Annotated in this window: 16 protein-coding genes and 1 pseudogene; 6 read left to right on the top strand and 11 right to left on the bottom strand. The window is 64.3% G+C overall.

Annotation, left to right across the window (positions count from 1 at the left end):
* Window positions 1–143 precede the first annotated feature (143 nt).
* Window positions 144–725, top strand: coding sequence for a thioredoxin family protein (locus LGN10_RS01455; protein ID WP_226221351.1), 582 nt, complete (start codon window positions 144–146; stop codon window positions 723–725).
* Between the two features lie 53 nt (window positions 726–778).
* Here the strand turns inward: LGN10_RS01455 and LGN10_RS01460 are convergent, their stop codons facing one another.
* The gene (locus LGN10_RS01460) at window positions 779–1,417 is read right to left on the bottom strand and encodes an FMN-binding negative transcriptional regulator (RefSeq protein ID WP_226221353.1); all 639 of its coding nucleotides are present in this window, start codon (window positions 1,415–1,417) and stop codon (window positions 779–781) included.
* Window positions 1,418–1,540: 123 nt separating this feature from the next.
* Here LGN10_RS01460 and LGN10_RS01465 point away from each other — a divergent pair, with 123 nt between their 5' ends.
* Complete coding sequence (locus LGN10_RS01465) at window positions 1,541–3,085, top strand: PLP-dependent aminotransferase family protein (RefSeq protein WP_226221355.1); 1,545 nt, start codon at window positions 1,541–1,543, stop codon at window positions 3,083–3,085.
* A gap of 87 nt (window positions 3,086–3,172) precedes the next feature.
* The gene (locus tag LGN10_RS01470) at window positions 3,173–5,404 is read left to right on the top strand and encodes a penicillin-binding protein 1A (protein WP_226221357.1); all 2,232 of its coding nucleotides are present in this window, start codon (window positions 3,173–3,175) and stop codon (window positions 5,402–5,404) included.
* Between the two features lie 34 nt (window positions 5,405–5,438).
* On the opposite strand, the gene add is transcribed toward LGN10_RS01470, so the two are convergent.
* Complete coding sequence (gene add / locus LGN10_RS01475; RefSeq protein ID WP_226221359.1) at window positions 5,439–6,539, bottom strand: adenosine deaminase; 1,101 nt, start codon at window positions 6,537–6,539, stop codon at window positions 5,439–5,441.
* Window positions 6,540–6,584: 45 nt separating this feature from the next.
* Window positions 6,585–7,934 (bottom strand): NCS2 family permease, encoded by a 1,350-nt coding sequence (locus LGN10_RS01480; RefSeq protein WP_226221361.1) that lies wholly within the window; start codon window positions 7,932–7,934, stop codon window positions 6,585–6,587.
* 94 nt (window positions 7,935–8,028) lie between these two features.
* Between LGN10_RS01480 and LGN10_RS01485 the strand changes: the two genes are divergently transcribed.
* Window positions 8,029–8,937: a LysR family transcriptional regulator gene (locus tag LGN10_RS01485; RefSeq protein WP_226221364.1), complete on the top strand. Its 909-nt coding sequence runs from the start codon at window positions 8,029–8,031 to the stop codon at window positions 8,935–8,937.
* 29 nt (window positions 8,938–8,966) lie between these two features.
* Here LGN10_RS01485 and LGN10_RS01490 read toward each other — a convergent pair whose 3' ends face one another.
* From LGN10_RS01490 to LGN10_RS01505, 4 genes are all read right to left on the bottom strand, one after another.
* Window positions 8,967–10,019 (bottom strand): nucleoside hydrolase, encoded by a 1,053-nt coding sequence (locus tag LGN10_RS01490; protein ID WP_226221365.1) that lies wholly within the window; start codon window positions 10,017–10,019, stop codon window positions 8,967–8,969.
* A 10-nt stretch (window positions 10,020–10,029) separates the two neighbouring features.
* Window positions 10,030–11,142, bottom strand: a complete 1,113-nt coding sequence (locus LGN10_RS01495; protein ID WP_104012500.1) for a porin — start codon at window positions 11,140–11,142, stop codon at window positions 10,030–10,032.
* Window positions 11,143–11,303: 161 nt separating this feature from the next.
* On the bottom strand, window positions 11,304–12,611 hold the full coding sequence (locus LGN10_RS01500; RefSeq protein WP_226221366.1) for a hypothetical protein: 1,308 nt from the start codon (window positions 12,609–12,611) through the stop codon (window positions 11,304–11,306).
* A 334-nt stretch (window positions 12,612–12,945) separates the two neighbouring features.
* On the bottom strand, window positions 12,946–14,364 hold the full coding sequence (locus LGN10_RS01505) for an MFS transporter (RefSeq protein WP_226221367.1): 1,419 nt from the start codon (window positions 14,362–14,364) through the stop codon (window positions 12,946–12,948).
* A gap of 448 nt (window positions 14,365–14,812) precedes the next feature.
* Between LGN10_RS01505 and LGN10_RS01510 the strand changes: the two genes are divergently transcribed.
* Window positions 14,813–17,257, top strand: coding sequence for a DUF3772 domain-containing protein (locus tag LGN10_RS01510; RefSeq protein WP_226221368.1), 2,445 nt, complete (start codon window positions 14,813–14,815; stop codon window positions 17,255–17,257).
* Between the two features lie 51 nt (window positions 17,258–17,308).
* Here the strand turns inward: LGN10_RS01510 and LGN10_RS01515 are convergent, their stop codons facing one another.
* From LGN10_RS01515 to LGN10_RS01525, 3 genes are all read right to left on the bottom strand, one after another.
* Window positions 17,309–17,866, bottom strand: coding sequence for a TolC family protein (locus LGN10_RS01515; RefSeq protein WP_226221369.1), 558 nt, complete (start codon window positions 17,864–17,866; stop codon window positions 17,309–17,311).
* Between the two features lie 24 nt (window positions 17,867–17,890).
* Window positions 17,891–18,520, bottom strand: a complete 630-nt coding sequence (locus LGN10_RS01520) for a hypothetical protein (protein ID WP_226221370.1) — start codon at window positions 18,518–18,520, stop codon at window positions 17,891–17,893.
* A 662-nt stretch (window positions 18,521–19,182) separates the two neighbouring features.
* Complete coding sequence (locus LGN10_RS01525) at window positions 19,183–19,806, bottom strand: hypothetical protein (protein WP_226221371.1); 624 nt, start codon at window positions 19,804–19,806, stop codon at window positions 19,183–19,185.
* Window positions 19,807–20,310: 504 nt separating this feature from the next.
* Between LGN10_RS01525 and LGN10_RS01530 the strand changes: the two are divergent.
* A pseudogene (locus LGN10_RS01530) lies at window positions 20,311–20,621 on the top strand (transposase domain-containing protein); the annotation flags it as partial.
* Between the two features lie 23 nt (window positions 20,622–20,644).
* Here the strand turns inward: LGN10_RS01530 and LGN10_RS01535 are convergent.
* On the bottom strand, window positions 20,645–21,199 hold the full coding sequence (locus LGN10_RS01535) for a hypothetical protein (protein WP_226221372.1): 555 nt from the start codon (window positions 21,197–21,199) through the stop codon (window positions 20,645–20,647).
* Window positions 21,200–21,394 lie beyond the last annotated feature (195 nt).

The following is a 21,394-nucleotide window of genomic DNA, read 5'->3' on the forward strand; positions in this document are numbered from 1 at the left end:
GCGTCGCCGCGACGACACACAACATTGCACACGCGCGGCCGGCCGGACACATCGCAGATACGTCGGCGCCGCCTAATGGGGCCTGTCGAAACCCGCCCGGACGCCGACATCGCGCCGCGGCCCTCAAAGTTCAGGAGAACGCCATGCTGCCCCGACTCAAGACCGCCGCCCTCGTCATCGCTCTCGCCGCCACGGCCGGGCTCGCCGCGTTCGCCGGCACCCGGGACGACACGGGCATGCAGACGTCGCTGGCGGGCATGGCGGCGCCCGGTTTCACCGGCATCGAGCGCTGGCACAACAGCGCGCCGCTGACGCTCGAGCAGTTGCGCGGCAAGGTCGTGCTCGTCGATTTCTGGACGTACTCGTGCATCAACTGCATTCATACGATCCCGTACGTGAACGACTGGTATCGAAAGTATCGCGACCAGGGGCTCGTCGTGGTCGGCGTGCATACGCCGGAATATCCGTTCGAGCGCGACGCGAAGAACGTCGCCGATGCGATCAAGCGCTTCGACATCCGGTATCCGGTCGCGCAGGACAACCGCTACGACACGTGGCGCGCGTACGGCAACCAGTACTGGCCCGCGCTGTACCTGATCGATGCGAACGGCAAGATCGTCTATACGCGTTATGGCGAAGGCGGGTACGACAAGACGGAGGCCGCGATTCGGGAAGCGCTCGCGCAGGCAAAGGCAGGGACGAAGGATTCGACGCGCACGCAGTGATCAGCGCGGCGCGCGGGCCCGCGGCTCGCCCGCGCGCCGCGGTCCTCGTGTGCTCAAGTGCGCTTCGCGTCCGCCTCCGCCAGCATCGCCTCCCCGATCGCGAGATGGCCGTCCGCAACCAGCGCTTCGCCGGCGCCGCGGATATCGGCCTCGGCCTTGTTCTGCCCGAGCTTGCGCTTGCCCACGAGCCGCGTGATCTCGATCTGCAGCCCGACGATCGATTGCAGCATCGTATCGATATAGTCCTGCGGCGCGTCGCCCATCTTCCACGGCACCGGCTGCGACGCTTCGTGCGTGCGCGTCAGCCGCGCGACCACGCCACGCACGAACTTCTCGTCGTCGCGCACCGTGATGCGGCCATGCGCATGCACGACCCGGTAGTTCCACGTCGGCACCTGCCGGTGCGCGACGTGCTTGCTCGGATACCAGTTCGGCGAGATGTACGCGTCGCCGGCGCGGAAGATCACGAGCACCTCGTCGCCGTCCGCGACGTCCTGCCAGACCGGATTCGCGCGCGCGACATGCGCGTGCAGTTCGCCGAGTCCGCCGTCGTCCAGCATCAGCTCGAACGGAATGTGGTTCGCGTCGAGCCCGCGCTCGCCGTGCGTGATCAGGCTGCCGAACGGATGCTGCACGATCAGCTCGCGCATCGCGTCGGGGTTGGGTTCGTTGTAATCGGCGGGGATGTACATGTCGACTCCACGGTCGTACAGGGTGGGAAAGGGTGCGGGCGCAGGCCCGTCATGCGTCGATTGTGAGCCGAAACTGGTTTATGCTGTAGAGCCGGTTTGAAACAATTTCAGCAGACCAGAATCATGGCAAGAACGGCCCGGATCGTCGAAATCCCGTCGCTCGGCGCGCTCGACCGCGCGGCCGGCGACCTGAGCCGTCAGCTCGCGCAGGCGCTGCGCGACGCGGTGCGCCGCGGCGACGTCCGGCCGGGCGATATGCTGCCCTCCACGCGGTTGCTGGCGGCGTCGCTGCAGGTGGCGCGCGGCACCGTCGTCGACGCCTATGCCCAGCTCATCGCCGAAGGCTTTCTCGAATCGCGCGGCGGAGCGGGCACGCGGGTCGCGCACGCGCTCGCGGAACCGCCGCCCGGCAACGGCCCGGAATCGCCGGCGCCAGGCCCGGACCCGATGCGCGACGGCCTGCCCGAACCGGCCGCCACCTTCGCGCGGCTCGCCCGCGAATTCAGCCCGCTGCCGGCCATGCCGTTCGCGATCTCGGTGCCGCTCGGCCTCACCGCGCCCGACGACATCTGGCGCCGGCTCGGCAATCGCCTGCGCGCCCGCGGCGCCGGCGCGCCGTCCGGCTATGCCGATCCGCAAGGCGCGCTGCCGCTACGCGAGGCGATCGCCGATTACGTGCGCCGCTCGCGCTCGGTGCGCTGCGACGCCGGCCAGGTCGTGATCACGAGCGGCACGCAGCAGGGGCTGCATCTCGCGAGCCAGGTGCTGCTCGGCGAACACGACCGCGCGTGGGTCGAGAATCCGGCCTACCGCGGCATCACCGCGCTGCTCGAAAGCACCGGGCGGCGCGATGCGATGGTGCGCGTGCCGGTCGACGCCGACGGCCTCGACGTCGACGCCGGCGTTCGTCTCGCGGCCGATGCGCGCGCCGCGTTCGTCACGCCGTCGCACCAGTACCCGCTCGGCATGCCGCTGAGCATGGCGCGCCGCAATGCGCTGCTCGCGTGGGCGCGCACGCACCGCGCATGGGTCGTCGAGGACGACTACGACAGCGAGTTGCGCTACGAAGGCTATCCGTTCCCGTCGCTGCAGGGCCTCGCGCCCGATCGCGTGGTCTATCTCGGCACCTTCAGCAAGATCCTGTTTCCGTCGCTGCGGCTCGGCTACGTGATCGCGCCCGACGCTCTCGTGCCCGCGTTCTGCGGCGCGCGCGTGCTGATGGATCGTCATGCGCCGACCGCCGATCAGCACGTGCTCGCCGCGTTCATCGCCGAAGGTCATCTCGACCGCCACATCCGCCGCGTGCGCGGCGTCTATGCGGAACAGCGCGCGCTGCTGATCGACACGCTCGGCGCGCGGCTGCCGCGCGAACGCGCGTGGGTACAGCCGGGCGACCAGGGGATGCACGTCGTGCTGTGGCTCGCGCAAGGCATCGACGATCTCGACGTGGTCGCGCGCGCCGCCCAGGCCGGTGTCGCGGTGCGTGCGGTGTCGCCGATGTTCGCGCCCGGCACGGCGCGCCCGGGGCTCGTGCTCGGCTTCGGCGGGTTCGGCCGCGCGCAGATGGAAGCGGCCGCGCAGCGGCTCGCGGACGTGGTTTCGTCGGTGGAATCGCGGCCCGCGCATGGCAAAAGGTTGTCGGCGGGCAACAAACGTAATCGTCTGTAAATCCTGCAAGCAAACGGCCGTTTCGGCTGCCGGCGCGCAGGTTCCGTTTGCTAGGATCGCGCGTCTTCCATTCGCGCCCCTGCCGCCTTGAACCGCTTCGTGTCGTTTCTCCGAAACGCGTGGCTCCGTTGCCGCGCCCGTATCGCGCCGCTTGCCGCCGGGTGCCGCACGCGCGTCCGCGCACTGTGTGCCGGTGCGCTGCATCGCCTGCGCCATCCGACACGTCGCGGCGTGGCGCTGACGCTCGCCGCGATCCCGGTGTTCGGCCTGCTGGTCCTGCTCGCGTTCGTTCCGTTCACGCCGAGCATCGGCGACATCCGCAAGGCGCGCATCGACCGCCCCGCGCGCGTGCTGTCGGCCGACGGCCAGTTGATCGCCGAATTCCGGCCCGTGAACCGCGAATGGGTGCCGCTCAAGGAGATCTCGCCCCACATGGTCGACGCGCTGATCGCGACCGAGGATCACCGCTTCTATGCGCATCACGGCATCGACTGGCGCCGCACGCTCGCGGCCGGCCTGCATACGTTCTCGGGCAGCCGCCAAGGCGGCTCGACGATCACGCAGCAGCTCGCGCGCAACCTGTATCCCGACGAAATCGGCCGCGCGCCGACGCTCACGCGCAAGGTGAAGGAGCTGATCACCGCGTTCAAGATCGAAGCGGTGTACAGCAAGGACGAGATTCTCGAAACCTACCTGAATACCGTGCCGTTCCTGTACAACGCGTACGGCGTCGAAATGGCCGCGCGCACCTACTTCGGCAAGTCCGCCGACCAGCTCGACATCACGGAAAGCGCGACGCTCGTCGGGATGCTGAAGGGCAACAGCTACTACAACCCGGTGCTGAATCCGGAACGCGCGGTCCAGCGGCGCAACATCGTGCTCGGCCGGATGGCGCAGATGGGCATGCTGTCGCCGCCGCAGCTCGCGAGACTGCAGCGCCGGCCGCTGCGCGTCGACTTCGAACCGCAGTCCGCGCAGCCGGGCCTCGCGCCGCATTTCGCGGTGCAACTGCGCAAGTGGCTGATCGCGTGGGCCGACCGCAACAACTACGATCTCTACTCGGACGGCCTCGTCGTGCGCACGACGCTCGATGCGCGGCTGCAGGACATGGCCACGCAGGCGCTCGCACGGCAGACCGAACGGCTGCAGGCGATCGCCGACAGCGCATGGCGCGGGTCGTCCGGCTGCGGGCTGCGCAACGACCTGTTTCGCGGCTTCATCCGGCAGACGCCCGAGTATCGTCAGGCCCGCGAAACGGGGCTCGCCGATGTGCCGGCGCTGAAGCAGCTCGGCGCGAATCGCGCATTCATGCGCAGGCTGTGCGAGCGCAAGACGCAGGTACAGGCCGGCTTCGTCGCGATCGATCCGCGCAACGGCGCGATCCGCGCGTGGGTCGGCAGCCCCGATTTCGGCAGCGAGCCGTTCGATCACGTGATCCAGGCGCGGCGTCAGCCGGGCTCGACGTTCAAGCCGTTCGTCTATGGCGCCGCGTTCGCGGACGGGATGCGGCCGGGCGATACGTTCGTCGACCGTCCCGTCGCGATCCCGATCGACGCGCACACGGTGTGGCGTCCGACCGATGCGGAACCGCCGACCGGCGAGCCGATGACGCTGCGCGACGGGCTGGCGCTGTCGCGCAATCGCATCACCGCGCAGGTGATGCAGCACGAGGGCGCGGCGAAGGTCGCGCAGCTCGCCCGCGCGATGGGTGTGCGCGACAGCCCGCTCGACGCGGTGCCGTCGCTCGCGCTCGGCACGAGCCCCGTCACGCTGAAGGAAATGGTGTCCGCGTACGGGACGATCGCGAACCGCGGCGTGTACGTCGCGCCGCAGATGATCACGCGCATCGAGGATCGCGACGGCAAGGTGCTCGCCGCGTTCGGTAGCGCGCCGCCCGAGCGCGCATTGCCGGTGGCCGCGGCGCAGACGCTCGTCGACGTGATGCGCGGCGTCGTCGATTACGGGACCGGCGCGGACATCCGCTCGCGCTATGGGATTCGGATCGACGTCGCGGGCAAGACCGGCACGACGCAGGACAACACGGACGGCTGGTTCATCCTGATGCATCCGCAACTGGTGGCCGGCGCGTGGGTCGGCTTCGACGACGGCAGCGTGACGCTGCGCAGCGACTACTGGGGCGCGGGCGCGCACAGCGCGCTGCCGATCGTCGGGTCGTTCTACGATGCGGCGCTGCGCGCGCAGGCGATCGATCCGCACGTGCAGTTCTCGCCCGACTTCCGGCCGCGTAGCGCGCCGGCGCCGAAGCGGCGCGCGCCGCAGCATTCGGGACTGTTCGACTGGCTGAGGTTGTTTCGCTGAGCGTGATGCGGGCGGGCTTGGTCAGAAAACGCGCTCAGCCCGCCGCGAGCGTCGCAGCCAGCGCGTCGTATTCAGACGCCCATGCCGCACGCCACACCGCCTTCGTCGCGTCATCGACCCACGCGCCGTCGATTCCGTTCAGCATGAATTGCTTCAACTCGGCCACGGTGAAGCCGAAATGGCTGAACATCAGCTCCCACGCTTCCGAAGGGTTGACCTTGTGCAGCGTCGGATCGTCGGTGTTCGGATGGATCTTCAACCCGAGGCCCGGCATCTTGCGCATCGGATGCAACTCGGCCCATTGCTCCGGCGGCAGTGTGCGCAGGTAGTACGAATTCGTCGGCACGACGGTGAATACGATGCCGCGTTCCGCGTAGCGCGCGCACAGTTCGGGGTTGTCGACGATCGTATAGCCGTGATCGACGCGATCGACGTGCAATAGATCGACAGCCGTCTCGACGTTGCGCCACGGCATCCCGAATTCGCCCGCATGCGCGGTCGTGCGAAAGCCGGCCGCGCGCGCGTTGCGGTACGCCTTCCAGAACAGCTCGGGCGGCCGGTCGTTCTCGCGATAATCGATGCCGAGCCCCGCGACTTCGTCCGCGCGATTCGCCTTCATCCACTCGACGATCGCAACCGCTTCGTCGGGGTCCTGCTCGCGATCGATGCTCGGAATCAGGCGCGCGCCGATCCCGAAATCGCCCGCGGCGTCGCGAATCGCCGTCACGATCGCGGCCTGCGCGTCCGCATACGCGATACCCGACACGCGCACCGTTCCCGTCGGATTCCAGAAGAATTCCGCATGCCTGACGTTGTGCGCGGCCGCGTCTTCCAGATACTCGTAGGCAATCCGCCGCAGGTCGTCGGGGCGTGTGAGCAAATACTTGTCGAGCGCGCGCAGCACGTGCAGCACGCCCACCGGCTTCTCGCCGCGCGCGTAGAACGCGTCGATCTCCGCGCGCTCGATCGGCGCGCCGCTGCGTTCGGCCAGCGCGACGAACGTGTCGTGCCGCACCGCGCCGAGCAGATGGCAATGCAGCTCGACCTTCGGCAACGCGTGGAAGAAGGCCCGATGGGCGGGCGTAATCTCGATGCCCGTGCGCGCGGCCGGGACGTTGCCTGGTGTTCCCTTCATGTCAGTCTCTTTTTTGGTAGTGCCGATGCGTCGCGAAGCCGTCTCTCAGTGCGGCTTCACGACGGTCCAGAAGTAATAGCCGAGCGGCAGCGCGAGGACGACGAGCCCCCACGACACGTCGCGCCAGCGGCCGGCCAGCAGCTTGACGAGCACGTAGCACAGCAGCCCGCCGGCAATGCCGGTGCCGAAGCTGTTCGACATCAGCGTGAGCAGCACCATCGACATCACGGGCAGCGCATCGGTGAAGTCGTCGAAATGCGTGTGGCGGATCGTCGCGAACATCGACAGCCCGATCAGGATCAGCGCCGGTGCGGTGGCCTCCTTGGGGATCGCGAGCGCGACCGGCACGAACAGCAGCATCGCGGCGAACAGCATGGCCGCGGCCAGCGACGACAGCCCGCTGCGGCCGCCGGCTTCGACACCCGCCGCCGATTCGATCAGCGCGGTCAGCGCCGGAATGCCGAACACGGGGCCGAGCGTCGCGGCAAGCGAATCGACGAGGAACGGCCGGTTGATGTTCGGCAGGTTGCCCTGTTCGTCGAGCAGGTTCGCCTTCGCGCCGACCGCGAGCGCGGTGCCGAGCGTCGAGAAGAATTCCGCCGCGAAGAACGCGAACAGGTACGGTGCGGCGGCCAGGCTCAACGCGCTGCCGATATCGAGCTTGAACGCGATCGGCGCGATGCTGTGCGGCGGCGACACGAACGACGCCGGCAGGTGCGTCACGCCGAGCGGCACGCCGGCTGCAGCCGCGACGAGGATCGCGATCAGGATCGCGCCGGGCACCTTGCGCGCCTGCAGCACGATCGCGACCGCGAGGCCGATCAGCGCAACGAGCGCGCCCGGCCGCGAGAAGTCGCCGAGCGCGAACGCGTTGGTCTTCGCGTTCGCGACGACCATCCCCGCATTGCGCAGCCCGAGCATCGTGACGAACAGCCCGATCGACGCACCGAGCCCGAGCTTGATCTGTACCGGAATCAGGCGCACCACGACGCCGCGCGCGCCGAGGATCGTCAGCAGGAAGAACAGCACGCCCGACACGCACGCGATGCCGAGGCCCGTCTGCCAGCCCACGTGCTCCGTCGTCGCGAGCGTCACGCCGATGATCACCGAGCCGCCGATGCCGGGACCGACGAGGAACGGCAGGTTCGCGTAAAGCCCCATCAGCGTGGTGAACAGCACGAACACGACGATCGTCGCGGTCGTCGCCGCGCCGCGGTCCATGCCGCCCGTCGCGAGCAGCGACGGGATCACGACGAGCAGGTACGCGGCCGCGAGAAACGACGTGACGCCCGCGATCGTCTCGGTGCGCACGCTCGTGCCCCGCGCGGCGAGCGCGAAGCGCCGCTCGAGCCAGTTGGCCGGCGCGTGCGCCGGCATCGTGTCAGTCGCTGACATGGTGGTTCTCCCGTGATTCCGAATATTGTCCTGTGTCGGGTCGTGCAGCGCGGTCTTATACTGCCGCGTACCGCATCCCGACCGTTATTGCCCGATGTCCGACCGCTCGTCGCTGCTCCCCGCGCTCACGCTGCGGCAGGTCCAGCACTTCGTCGTGCTCGCCCATGCACGCAGCTTCACGCAGGCCGCGCAGGCGCTGTCGCTCACGCAGCCCGCGCTCACCGCGTCGATCCGCCAGATCGAGTTCCTGCTCGGCGGCCGCCTGTTCGCACGCACCGCGCATCGCCTCACGCTCACCACCGCGGGCGAAGCCGTGCTGCCGCTCGCCGAACGCCTGCTCAACCAGGCGCGCGGCACCTTCGACGACATGACGCGGCTCATCGGCGAACGCATCCAGACCGTGCGCATCGCGTTCATTCCGTCGGTCGCGGGCCGCCTGCTGCCCGCGCTCAACGCCCTGCGCGGCACGCAGCCGACGCTGCGCTTCACGCTCACCGATTTGCCGAACAGCGCACTCGTCGAAGCGGTGCGCGACGGCGTCGCGGATCTCGGCATCGGCGTGCGCGAACCCGATAGCGACGACGGCACGCTGCGCTACCAGCAACTGTTCGAGGACGAAATCGTGATCGTCGTGCGGCACGACGATCCGCTCGCCCGCGCGAAAAGCGTCACGTGGGCGAAGCTCGTCGATCGCGACCTCGCGGTGTTCGTGCGCGGCAGCGTCAGCGAATCGCTGCATCGCACCGGCGGCGCCGGGAAACTGCGCCTGAACGTCACGTACCGGATGGAATACACGGAGCCGCTCTACGCGCTCGCGCGCAACGGCCTCGCGACCGCCGTGCTGCCGAGCCTCTACACGATGCATCTGCACGATCCCGAACTCGTCGCGCTGCGCGTCGACAAACCGCGCGTCACGCGTGCGATCTCGCTGATCTCGCTCGCCGCCGACGATCGCGGACCGCACGTGCGCGCTTGCCGCGAGTGGATCGAGAAGCACATCTGATTCCGTTCGCCGCGCTTGGGCACCCACGTTCAGGGCAGCTTCGCGATTCGATCGACGAGCGTCGCGTAGAAGCGGTCCGCGTCGACCTCGTTGATCCACGTGGCATTCGGGGCACGGCCGCTGCGGCCGTTCCAGTCGACGATCGTCTCGCCGAGCGTCCATTGCCCGGTCGTCTCGACCACCACGTTCACCTTGCGGCCGCCGAACAGCGTCGGATCGACGAGATAGCCGACGGCCGTCGGGTCGTACATCGGCGCGTCTTCAACACCGCGCCGCTTCTTGTTGTAGGCGAGCTCGGCCTCCATGATGTCCGCGACGATCGCGCCGCAGCCGTTGCCGAGCGCGCGGAACGGCGCGACGCGCGCCGGCGTGATCGGCGCCTTCACCGCGACGTCGCGCGGCAGCACGACGATCGGCACGCCGCTGCCGAACACGACGTCGGCGGCCTGCGGATCGACGTAGACGTTGAACTCCGCGGCCGGCGTGATGTTGCCGCGCTCGAAGAACGCGCCGCCCATCAGTACGATATCGCGCAGTGCGGCGCGAATCCGCGGCGCCTCGACCAGCGCGGTCGCGATGTTCGTCAGCGGGCCGAGCGCGCACAGCGTCACGCTGTTCGGCGCCGCGCGGCTCAGCGTATCGACGAGGTACGACACTGCATGACCGGCCGCGAGCGGCGCGCGCGGCTCGTGCAGTTCGACGCCTTCGAGCCCCGTCTTGCCATGCACGTTCGCGGCCGTCACGAGGTCGCGCACGAGCGGGCGCGGGCAGCCCGCGTACACCGGCAGCGTCTTCGTGCGGCCGGCCCAGTCGCGGACGATCCGCGCATTGCGTTCGGTCAGATCGAGCGGCACGTTGCCGGCCACGGCCGTCAGCGCGCGCACGTCGAGCCGATCCGGCGCGCCGAGCGCGAACAGGATCGCGATGGCGTCGTCCTGCCCCGGATCGGTATCGATGATCACCGTGCGGCGCGCGGCGTCGCCGCCGGCCGCGAATGCGCCCGTTTCGGGCAGCAGCGCGGTGCCGGCCAGCGCGGCGGACAGTTTCAGGAAGGTGCGGCGGGATGCGATCGGATGGGTCATGGTCGGGCGCTCAGAACACGTGCCGGACGCCGAGCGTCGCCATCATCTGGCGCGTGCCGGTCGAACGCGCATACGCGAAGATCTGCGCATGATCCGCGTCGCCGGCCGCCTGCTGCGCGATCACCGTCAGCGCGACGTCGGTGCGTTTCGACAGGAAGTAATCGGCCTGCAGGTTCACCTGATGCCATTTCGGACGCTTGTCGATCACGTCGTACTTGCCGTTCGTGAACGCATACGCGGCGCCGAGAAAGAGCTGCGGCGTCATCGTGTAGACGACGTTCACGCCCAGGTTCTGCAGGTGCAGGTGCGAATTGTCGAGGTAATCGTAGCGCACGTCGGTGAACATCGCCGCGAACTGCGCGCGGCCGATCGTGTAGAAGCCGCCCGTGCCCGCGATCCGCTGCCGGCTTGCGTACGCGGCCGGCGACATCGCGCTCTTGCTGAAGATCAGCAGCGGCGACGCATAGTCGTTCGCGATCGCGCCGTCCTGGTTCGTCGCGCTGTACGGATGGTTGTACTGCGCATAGACCGCGCTCCAGCGCAGCGGGCCGCGCTCATAGCCGAGCCCGAGGCTGTACGCGCTGTTGTTCGCGAAACCGGTGGCATTGCTGAAGCCGTACAGTGCGGTGAACTTCAGCCCGTAGTAGACGGGGCTCACGTACTTCACCGAGTTCTGCACGCGAATGTCGTTGTAACCGTTGTCGTTGTCGCCGATGTTCACGCCGTTGCTCGCGATGATCACGGGCCCGATGTAGTCGTGGATCGCGTCGTACTGGCGGCCGAACGTCAGCGAACCGTAGGTACGATCGGCGAGCCCGACGTACGCCATGCGCCCGAACTCGCGGCCATTCTGCGCGGCCGTGCCCGTCATCACGTTGAAGCCGTTTTCGAGCTGGAAGACCGCGGACAGCCCCTGCCCCAGATCCTCCTTGCCCTTCAGCCCCCAGCGCGGGTTCTGGTTCGTGCCGGACAGCGCCTGCCACGCGTTCTTGCCGCCCTGATTCGTCGCGAACCCGACACCGGCCGAGATGAGACCGTACAGCGTGATGCTGCTTTGCGCACCGGCATGGGTCGCGAAGGCGCCGAGCATCGCGAGCGGAGCGAGCTTGTAGAGAGTTTTCATGCGGGTCGTGTGGTCGATGAGGGTCCAGGCGCGGCAGGGTTCCGCGAAACTGGGCACGACTATACGAACCCGGATCGGATAATAAAAGTTTGCTTTCCTTATATGTCAATAAAACGGATTTATTCTCATCTTTACGCCTTCCGCGCTCGGCGAACGGGCCGTCAATCCGCCGTGTCCCCGCCCTTCGGCAGCTTCGACCACGCGCCGCGCCCCGGCATCGGCGACCAGGCCGGGCGGGTCTTGCGCGCGCTGTCGATCACGACCAGATAGCGGCCCGCGATCGGCGTGATGTCGCGATCGCGACGCAGCACCCACAGCGACTTGCCGGCCTCTACGCGTGCCTGATAGTCGTCGTCGAGCAGCCCGTGCTGGTCGAGGAACGTATTCAGCGACGCGGGAATCCGTACGCAGCCCTTCGAATGCCGGATGCCGAGCAGCGCTTCGAGCCGGTCGGGGTCGGTCGCATGCATCTGGAAGCGCATCGGCGACACGCCGCCCTTGCCCCAGCCGCGCTCGCCGTCCACCCAGCCGAAATCGTAGATGCGCATGTCGCGGCGGCCGTAGCCGCGGATACCGTTCTCGTTCGTCGTGCCTTCCGCGCGGAAATCCATCGTATCGGGCGAGTGATGGAACACGCCGAGCGGCGTCAGGAAATGGTCGTACTGGCCCGGCAACCCGGTGCCGACCGGTGATGCGCCGATCATCAGCCACGCATTGGCCGGCGTCGCGCGAAAGTAGATGAACAGCGCCTGCACGTTCGGCGCGCGATCGACCATCACGACGTATTCGCCCGCGAGATCGCCCAGGTCCGCATCGGCGAGTGCTTTCTGAAGCCGCTCGCCGTACGCGCGCTGCTCGTTCGCCGGCACGTTCAGGCGTCGCGTGACTTCCTGCGTGAAGCGCTTGCGCATGTCGAGCGCACGCGTCGTCGCGCGTTGGGCTTCCTCGGCCGACAGCGGCGGATGCCGGCGCGGCGGAGTGGGCGCAGGCGGCTCGGCCTCGCTGGCGGGCGTGCCGGATGCGGCCGATGCAGGCGCGGCGGCCGACGCCGCGGATGCGGCCGACGCACCCGATGCCGCGCCCGCGGGTTCCGCGTGATTCACGTGTGACGCGGCGGATGCCGGCGCTGCCGCCGATGATGCACCCGGCGCCGCATGCGCGGATGAAGCCGGATGCGTACCGGAGGGCGCCGAAGCAGGCGGCACAGCGGGTGAGGATGAGGATGACGCGGCAGACGGCGCAGCGTCGGACGCGGCAAAGGCAGGCCGCTCGGCGAGCACGGAAATCGACACTGCGGCAGCAAGCCCCACGGATGCGGCGACTGCGCGGTCGAGGCAACGCGGCTTCGCAAAGCGCCGCGTCAAATAGGCAAGAATCATACGTTCGAAGCCATCGGCCGATCCGGCCGCCGCATGCTGCTGGTGCGAGCGGCGCATCTTCCGCGCAAGCCATCGACACGTGCGGCGCATCGCGCGCGCCCGGCGCCGACGCCTCTTCGCGGCGGAGCCGTTCGCTGATGCAACGCGGGCGCTCCGATGGCGGCTAATGAGTCGTCAGGCCCTCCATTTTACTCGTCGGCGCGTGAATCGGCAGCGACGAAAACCGCGATTTCCCGTGAAATTGCGCTTAGTCACGCTTTGTTTCAACTCGTTTCCACTTGCGCGTTCGTTGCATGGCAGGCTCGCGCCGTCCGATCGATTCGGTCAACCAATCATTCCGACGCCCCGTCCATCTGAACTCAGAACCTCGACCACATCGCACGCATGCCGCGCGAACCGCGCGACACGCGTGCGCACCTGCCCACTACTTCGAGATGGTTTCGAGCGCGATACCCTTCGTGCGCGGTCCCATCCCTCCGATCGCGGCCATCACGATCACCATCGCGCCCGCGATGAACGCGAACACGCCTAACGTGCCGAACCCGCGCAGCACGGCCGCGATCACGAACGACGAGAAGATCGCCGAGAAGCGGCTCCACGAATAGACGAAACCGACGGCCCGCGCGCGGATCGACGTCGGGAACAGCTCGGCCTGATATGCATGGAAGCTGTACGACATGATGTTGCTCGCGAGCGTGAGGCCGATGCCGAGCACGATCAGGAACGCGCCCACCGTCGTCTGGCTGAACAGCAGCCCGCACACGACGATCGCCGCCGCCATTGCGACGATCACCGACTTGCGCTCGAAGCGGTCGGCGATCACGAGGCCGATCAGCGGGCCGATCGGCGCCGCGAGCGCGATCACGCTCGAATACATCAGGCTCGACGTGATCGTGATGCCCTGCTTGATCAGCAGCGTCGGCACCCAGTTCGCGAAACCGTAGAAGCCGACCGTCTGGAACACGTTGAAGATCGTCATCATGATCGTGCGGCTGCGATACGGCGGCACCCACATGTCGCGGAAGCTGCCGCGCGGCGGCACGGGTTCGGCCGGCGCGGGCAGCGGCAGCGGCCGCCCGTATTCGGATTCGACCTTCGCCTCGAGCGCGCGCATGATGCGGTCGGCTTCGTCGACCCGGCCCTGCTGCGCGAGCCAGCGCGGGCTTTCCGGCAGTTCGCGGCGGATCCACCACACGAACAGCGCGCCATGCGCGCCGATCAGCACGACCCAGCGCCAGCCGTCGAGGCCGAGCGGCGCGTGCGGCACGAGCAGGTACGCGAGAAACGCGACCACCGGCACCGCGACGAACCCCACCGCCTGCTCGCACGCGAACGCGCGACCGCGGATCTGCTTCGGCACGAGTTCGGAGATGTACGTGCCGATCGTCACCATCTCGACGCCGAGGCCGAGACCGACGACGAAGCGCCAGAAATTCAGCCCGGTCGCGGTGTCCTGGAACGCCATCACGACGTTCGCGGCCGTGTACCACAGCAGCGACCACGTGAAGATCGCGCGGCGGCCGAAGCGGTCGGCGAGGAAGCCGCACGCGATCGTGCCGATGAAGAGTCCCGAGAACAGCGCGGCGATGAAGCTCGCGACCCCCGTGGTGCCGAACAGGCCGTGCGTCGTCGCGGAAAGGATGCCGCTTTTCACGAGGCCTGGCGCGACGTAGCCGCTGTACAGCAGGTCGTAGAGTTCGAAGAAGAAGCCGAGGCTCAGCAGCACGACGAGCTTCCAGACGCTGCGCGTCGGCGGCAGGCGGTCGAGGCGGGCCGAAATGGAGCCGGGGTCGATGGAGGGGGATGGGGCTTGTGCCTGCGGAAGGCTGTCCGTTGAGGCCATCTCGGGCGCGTCTCCTGATCGTGTCGTGTTGTGTGTTGTCGTCCGGCGGACCGTCGAACCGCCGCCGGGCGAATCGCTGCATTGTACCGGCACGCCCGTTTCGCGCAGGTGCGAACCGGCAAGCCGGCTGCGATACAGGCACCGAACCGAATCGATGCCCGATTCCGCGCCGGATAATGTGTAAATTGCGTAACCGTGTATCAGAGCCGAAACGCGCGCCAGCTCGGCGTTGCAGCGCCGCCTTCCCCCGCCCGCCGGCGGCGCAAGCCCGGCAATACGGGCCTGCCGCGCCGTTTCGCGCAGGCACGCGCCGCCAAAATCGCGGCGAACGGCAAGACGCAATCGGTACAACCACGCGTTCCGCGCCCCGGTAACATGCTACCGGGCCAACTACCGGCTTCCGGCTGCCTTTCGGCAACCGGCATTGTCGGCAAATCGTAAGCATCCCATGTCCATACAACGACTATCCCTGTACGCCCGCCGGATCGTGCTGATCGCGCTGCTGCAGTTCGCGGCGATCGCGACCGCGTCGGCGTTTCCGGCGGCCGCGTCCGCGCCTGTCGCGAGCGGCGTCGGCGCAACCGAGCCGGCCATCTCGCTGCCCGACGCGGTCGCGCAGCTCAAGCAGATGCAGGCCGAGCTGGACCGCATCAAGCAGCAGACTTCGACCACGTCCAACAGCAAGGAGCTGGACGCGCTCGACGATTCGGCGCAGGAACTGAGCGCCGATGTCGCGAAACTGCAGAGCGATCTCACGCCGCAACGCGCGCAGGTCCAGGCGCAACTCGACGTGCTCGGGCCGCCGCCGGCCGAAGGCGCCGCGCCGGAAACGCCCGCCGTCGCGAAGCAGCGGGCCACGCTCGACGCGCGCAAGACGCAGATCGACGCCGCGCTGAAGCAGGCCGCCGACCAGAAGGCGAGCCTCGCGAACCTGACCGAGCAGTTCGCGAAGCTGCACCGCAGCCTGCTGAAGAACCAGCTCGCGTTCCGTTCGGGCAGCATCTTCAGCGCGGAGTTCTGGCTGCCGCTGTTCCACCTGTCGCCAGACGACCGCCAACGGCTCCAGGATTTCGACGACGAATTGTTCGACATGCTGCGCTCGTCGTGGGTGCCCGGGCAGCGGACGATCACCGCGATGCTGCTGATCGCCGCATTCGCGGCATGGCTCGGCGGCCGCCGGCTCATCGAGCGCTGGCTCGCCTGGGTCGCGCTGAACCGCCTGCCGCCCACGCGCCTGCGGCGCAGTGCACTGGCGCTGTCGACCGCCCTGTCGACCTTCCTGGCAACGGCGATTGCGGTGCAGATCTTCTACCTCGCCGTCGCGCGCCGCTACGAGCTCACGCCGTCGCTGACCGATCTGTGGGACCAGTTCGTGAAGCTCGCCGCGACCTGCGCGCTGATCGCGGGCCTCGGCCGTGCGCTGCTCTGCACCAAGCACCCGTCGTGGCGCCTGCCCGCGCTCGCCGATCCCGTCGCGCTCGCGATGAAGCCGTTCCCCAGCATCCTCGCCGCGCTACTGTTGGTATCCGGTACGCTCGAGTCGATCAACCGGATCGTCGACACCAGCCTGTCGGTCACGCTGTTCGGCCGCGGCATCGTATCGCTCGTCGTCGCGCTGACGATCGGCGCGTCGCTGTTGCGCGCGAACCGCGCGCGTGCCGCACTCGCGGCGGCAGGCGAGGCGCCGGAGCAACGCTCGACGCTCGCGGGCCTGATCCATGCCGGCGTCACGCTCGCGATCGTCGTATCGTTGATCGCACTCCTGATCGGTTACATCACGGTCGCGCGCTTCATCACGTACGAGCTCGTGTGGTTCGAGATCGTGCTGTGCGCGACCTACATCCTGATCCAGTTGACGCGCGACGCGAGCGAGAGCCTGTTCTCGTCGAGCCTGTCGACGGGCCAGCAGATCAAGCACCTGTTCGCGCTCGAAGACCGTCACCTCGATCAGGCGCGCACGGTCCTGTCCGGCTTCGGCACGAGCCTGCTGATGCTGATCGCGGCAATCGCGCTGCTGACGGGCGGCTTCGGCACGACGCCCGGCGACCTGCTCGACAGCGCGGTCGCGATGATCGGCAGCCAGCGGCTGCAGAGCCTGAACATCATGCCCGACCGGATCATGAACGCCGTGATCGGGTTCGCGATCGGCTTCTACCTGCTGCGCTCGCTGCGCCGCTGGCTCGACGGCGAGTTCATGCCCGCGCTCGGCATGGATACCGGCATGCGCGTGTCGCTGATCACGCTGTTCACCAACGTCGGCTACGTGCTGCTCGTGCTGATGACGCTCGGTCTGCTCGGCGTCAGGTGGAGCAATCTCGCATGGATCGTCAGCGCGTTGTCGGTCGGTATCGGTTTCGGCCTGCAGGAAATCGTGAAGAACTTCGTGTCGGGGCTGATCCTGCTGACCGAGCGCCCGGTGAAGGTGGGCGACATGGTCAGCATCGCGGGCGTCGAAGGCGACATCCGCCGCATCAACGTGCGTGCGACCGAGATCCAGTTGAGCGACCGCTCGACCGTGATCGTGCCGAATTCGCAGTTGATCTCGCAGAACGTGCGCAACGTGACGATGGGCAACAGCACGCAGGGTGTCGCGACGCTGGTGCTGACGTTCCCGCTGAACACCGATCCGGAACAGGTGCGCGACCTGCTGCTCGATGCGTATCGCGCGCACCCGGCGATTCTCGACAAACCGGCGCCGTCGGTGACGTTCAGCCAGCTCGCGCCGGACGGGATCACGCTGAGCGTGACGGGTTACGTGTCGAGCCCGCGGATCGCGAGTTCGACGAAGAGCGATCTGCTGTTCGAGATCCTCAAGCAGTTGCGCGCGGCGGGGATTACGCTGTCGAGCCCGCAGATGCTGGTCGTGCAGAACATGCCGGCGGAAGAGAAGTGAACAAAGACGGCCGGTCGCGTACTGCAGCTACCGCGATGGCCGTCTCCAGTCCTACCGGAATGCCCATCGTCCGATGATGCCGGCGCTGGCAAGCAGTCGAAGCCGTGCCGCCTCCCATTCGGCGAGCGTTCGCACCCGTTCCTGGCGGGCATCGGCAAGCGCCGCCTGCGCCGACAGCAGTTCCAGAATATCGCCTGCGCCGAACGCGTAACGATTGCGCGCCAATGTCAGCGCCGCTTCCGCGGCAGCCAGCAAGCGTGCCGACGCTCCCAGGTTATCCGCCGTCGTCTCCGCATCGGCGTGAGCCTTCAGCACGTCACGCAGAATCTGCTGCTGCGTATCGTGAAGCTGTGCCTGTGCCAGTTCGGTCTGAGCCTGCGCGCCGCGAATCCGATACGTGCGGGAAAAACCGTCAAAGAACGGAATCGTCAGAGTCAGGCCGATGCTGGTTTGCGTCGCCCGCACCGACTGCAGCCCCTGATTCGGGTAGCCGTTCCGGGACAACGTGCCGCTCAGATCCAGCGTCGGCATACCCTCTGACCGTGCAGTCGTCACCTTCGCTTGTGCAGCCTCCCATTTGGCTCGCGCTGCACGAATCTCGGGGTGCACGACCAGTTATCCGCATAATCCGCATCACTTTCTCCCACGATTCATCGAAATATAAACACCACTAATACAACCACCACGATCAATCGAAAAAACCGCTCTGGTATTCACATCCTTCTTTTCATATATATATGCCCACCACGTCCCGTGAGAAACCGGATATTTTTCAACATTATCAAATATCTCGAACAGATCGCTCGGTGTTATACATATTTCCTTGCTATCGATGGGGAGCGACAACCCGGCCCTATAGAAACCTCTCCCCATAGGCCAGAATATTCCATAGTCAAACCCTCTCGTCTTCCTGTATTCTTTAGAGGATGCCATGCGTTTCACATCAACCCCATACCCCTCAATCACTCCCTTGCTATCGCTAACTGGCTGCCGTGGGTCCACTCTGTAGTCAATCCTTAGTCGATTCGCAACAAACTCGACATTCTCAAGATCGCCAGAATCTGCAACAGTCTTGATATCCGTCAAAAAAATCTTTGGAGACCGAACCGGGTAATCCTCCACTGAATTAATCGCACACGCAGAGACAAAAAACGAAATCACGAGCAAAACAAAAATCTTCCTCACGCCCCCCAATGCTAAGCCATGACGTCGACCATCCTCTGGCAGAAATGGCAAGCCATCTTGATCCGCATCATATTTCATACGTAGATCTAATCAATATATACACAACATCAACACTTATCCCTACATCACACTATTGAACCGCACGATGCCATGTCACGAAGATATAGAAATAATTGAAAGAAGACAAGCGAACGCTTAACTTCCGTACGCATACGAAACGACAGAATAATTCCGTACTTGTCCGAGTATGCGATATATTCCTGCCGAGCACCGTCGGTTAAGTCTCCCAATAGCATCCCCCACGCAGGCCAATCTCAACATAAAGAAGGAAACGGATGGCGGTCGTAAAGCGGTGGCCACGGCCGCGCTAACAATTCCGCCCAATTTTCACCAGAATCCCGACGTCAATTTGGAGACGAAGGCTCCGCTTCCTATGCGATCTTGGAAAACAAGCCATCTTTCCAAGATCCGCCGTGCGACCTCAACGTAATTCAAAAGTTGAACATCAAGTCGGCTACAAACAATGCTATCCAACGTGCTGATTGTTACGTTACTCAACTCATCCAAGCTCTGCCACATCGTACTCGCATATTGGACCCACGCAGCAGGACCCGTAGAAAGACACACCGCATTGTTCGACACTTACCCCATCTGAGCGGAACCATATTGCAGCGAATTTAATTCCTTTCCCATGGCGAACCCAGCCCATCCCACTCATCAAGTTCATGCCAAGCCATGAATCACTCCTCTTTCGATGAAAAAATTCTGGTCATAAAAAACCAAATCCAACTAAGACCTAGAGAAATACACATAATATGAGCACCGCCGGCGAACAATGGCCCCACCAAGCCAAGCCACAATCGAGACTCACCAATTGGAATGAAATTAAATTCGTAGTAATACCCCTCAACCAAAACAAAAATCCCACATAAAAGGAAAAACGGAGCCCCAAAAATTACCTTTGCCCTCCCTGCCATCGACAATCTTTCATACGTTTCCCTCCCCTTAGCCTGACCAGCATAAAGCAAGCGAAATCCGACCAGAAGCCTAAAAGGGAACGCGGCAAGCATCAGTGCAAAATAGAGTGCAGTGACGTCGGGGAATTTTGACTTTTCAACAGCACCGAATATCAAAGGAAATACTTTGCCGACGCCGGCTACAATCACATCCAGAAAGGGCCATTGCACCAGCACATCCTCCGGCGCAAGCCAAGCTACGATTACACAGGCGACATGCAATACCAGAATAACCGGACTGAATTTATAAATTCCAATTATTTCACCAACAATACTTCGAGATTCATTCGAATCAGTTTCCTTTTTCAATATTGAGTCACGCCCCATTAATTTTACTTTCCAATCCATTCAACATTGGCGACCCATATTAAAGGCACCCCAACCAGCTCTTACTCATTCATCAATCGCTCGACGACAATACTTCTTTCTGCTCAGATTCGCGTAATTTCATAATTCGAAATATCAATGTCATCCCAAAAACCACATGAAAATCCGTTTTCTGCCGTACCTTACCCGTCACCGAGCACAACACCACAAAGGTATAGAAAGAATTGAAAGAAAACAAGCAAACGATTAATTTTTCATACACATACGAAACAAGGAAAACAATTCCGTACTTGTCTGATCCACGCCTTACAACCCCGAATTAGCTGCCCTTTACACATCCACAATACCAGTCGATCTACTCTATAGACCCATGAGCCAATCAATACCGCAAAAAATCAAAAAAGCCGGCGCTGTGGCAGCAATGCCGTTCAGTTAAAACCTGAAAGGTATTTTGTTTTATCATTGGAGTAGTAAATTTATCGTTGAAGTTGTAAACGGAGCGGCAAACTGTTAACTTGGTCAGCGATGCTGAACGACCACCTGACCTTTCTACTGGATACCGCACCTGCCGACCTCAGTCGACTCAGCAAAGCATCTGCCACATAACTGGATCGAACAGGCCATCGAAGCGGCGGGCGCGGCCGGCATTCGTCGGCGGTGCTTACCGGCCGAACAACTGGTGTGGCTGGTCATCGCGCTAGCAATCTACCGGCACTGGTCAACCAGCGAGGTGGTCGATAGATTCGATCTGGTCTTGCCAACGAGGGCACGTTCGTCAGCAAGAGCACCGTCGCTCAAGCACGCCCAGGCCCGGCGAGGCGCCCGCGGCCCGGCTTATCGGGTTCATTCCGTGCCATTTTTACCCCCTCATTTTCGACGACACCCATGAGACAAAAATAAAAACCCATACAAAACCTACTGCAACACCGAATGCCTCAACACCGCCCGCAAATAATGGCCCGACAAGCCCAAGAAAAAATCTAGAATTTGAAATAGGAATGATGTTAATTTCATAGTACGGCCGACCAAACAATACCGCCACGATCCCAAACCCAAAGAAAATAACGACTCCAATTGAAGCAAAAATTCTTTTCCAGAAAAATTCTCTAATTATTTCAAATGTCCTATCCCTATCCGCATAAAATGCCCTAGTTGAATCAATGATTCTCAGCGGCAGAAACACATACATGATCGCAAAATACAATCCGGTCACCTCAGGAAACACCGACCTCTCAATCGCTTCCCCTATAACTGGAAATATATTCGCCATATAGGACACAAACCTTCCGAGCGTCTGGTATTGCACCAATATGTCATCGGGAGCAAACCATGCCATCAGAGCGGAGACGAAATGCAAAGCCAACATTCGCGGACAGTAGCGGTAATACCTCAGAAGGCCTTTCAATTCATTCATAGATTGCTTCGCCAGAATTCTTATACTCGCAAAGAGGCCTCACCCTACAATCGGCCTTAATTTACGTCCCTCAAAGCCACATCGACCCCTCAAAAATATAGAAAGAATTGAAAGAAAACAAGCAAACGCTTAATTTTCATACACATACGAAACAAGGAAAACAATTCCGTACTTGTCTGACCCACGTCTTACGGT

Source organism: Burkholderia sp. AU32262 (assembly GCF_020419985.1).
Taxonomy (GTDB): domain Bacteria; phylum Pseudomonadota; class Gammaproteobacteria; order Burkholderiales; family Burkholderiaceae; genus Burkholderia; species Burkholderia semiarida.

Bases quoted from the DNA above. Each gene is read 5' to 3' on its own strand.
- LGN10_RS01455 (WP_226221351.1), top strand. From the start codon at position 144: ATGCTGCCCCGACTCAAGACCGCCGCCCTCGTCATCGCTCTCGCCGCC.
- LGN10_RS01460 (WP_226221353.1), bottom strand. From the start codon at position 1,417: ATGTACATCCCCGCCGATTACAACGAACCCAACCCCGACGCGATGCGC.
- LGN10_RS01465 (WP_226221355.1), top strand. From the start codon at position 1,541: ATGGCAAGAACGGCCCGGATCGTCGAAATCCCGTCGCTCGGCGCGCTC.
- add (WP_226221359.1), bottom strand. From the start codon at position 6,539: ATGAAGGGAACACCAGGCAACGTCCCGGCCGCGCGCACGGGCATCGAG.
- LGN10_RS01480 (WP_226221361.1), bottom strand. From the start codon at position 7,934: ATGTCAGCGACTGACACGATGCCGGCGCACGCGCCGGCCAACTGGCTC.
- LGN10_RS01485 (WP_226221364.1), top strand. From the start codon at position 8,029: ATGTCCGACCGCTCGTCGCTGCTCCCCGCGCTCACGCTGCGGCAGGTC.
- LGN10_RS01490 (WP_226221365.1), bottom strand. From the start codon at position 10,019: ATGACCCATCCGATCGCATCCCGCCGCACCTTCCTGAAACTGTCCGCC.
- LGN10_RS01495 (WP_104012500.1), bottom strand. From the start codon at position 11,142: ATGAAAACTCTCTACAAGCTCGCTCCGCTCGCGATGCTCGGCGCCTTC.
- LGN10_RS01500 (WP_226221366.1), bottom strand. From the start codon at position 12,611: ATGCGCCGCACGTGTCGATGGCTTGCGCGGAAGATGCGCCGCTCGCAC.
- LGN10_RS01505 (WP_226221367.1), bottom strand. From the start codon at position 14,364: ATGGCCTCAACGGACAGCCTTCCGCAGGCACAAGCCCCATCCCCCTCC.
- LGN10_RS01510 (WP_226221368.1), top strand. From the start codon at position 14,813: ATGTCCATACAACGACTATCCCTGTACGCCCGCCGGATCGTGCTGATC.
- LGN10_RS01520 (WP_226221370.1), bottom strand. From the start codon at position 18,520: ATGAAATATGATGCGGATCAAGATGGCTTGCCATTTCTGCCAGAGGAT.
- LGN10_RS01525 (WP_226221371.1), bottom strand. From the start codon at position 19,806: ATGGATTGGAAAGTAAAATTAATGGGGCGTGACTCAATATTGAAAAAG.
- LGN10_RS01535 (WP_226221372.1), bottom strand. From the start codon at position 21,199: ATGAATGAATTGAAAGGCCTTCTGAGGTATTACCGCTACTGTCCGCGA.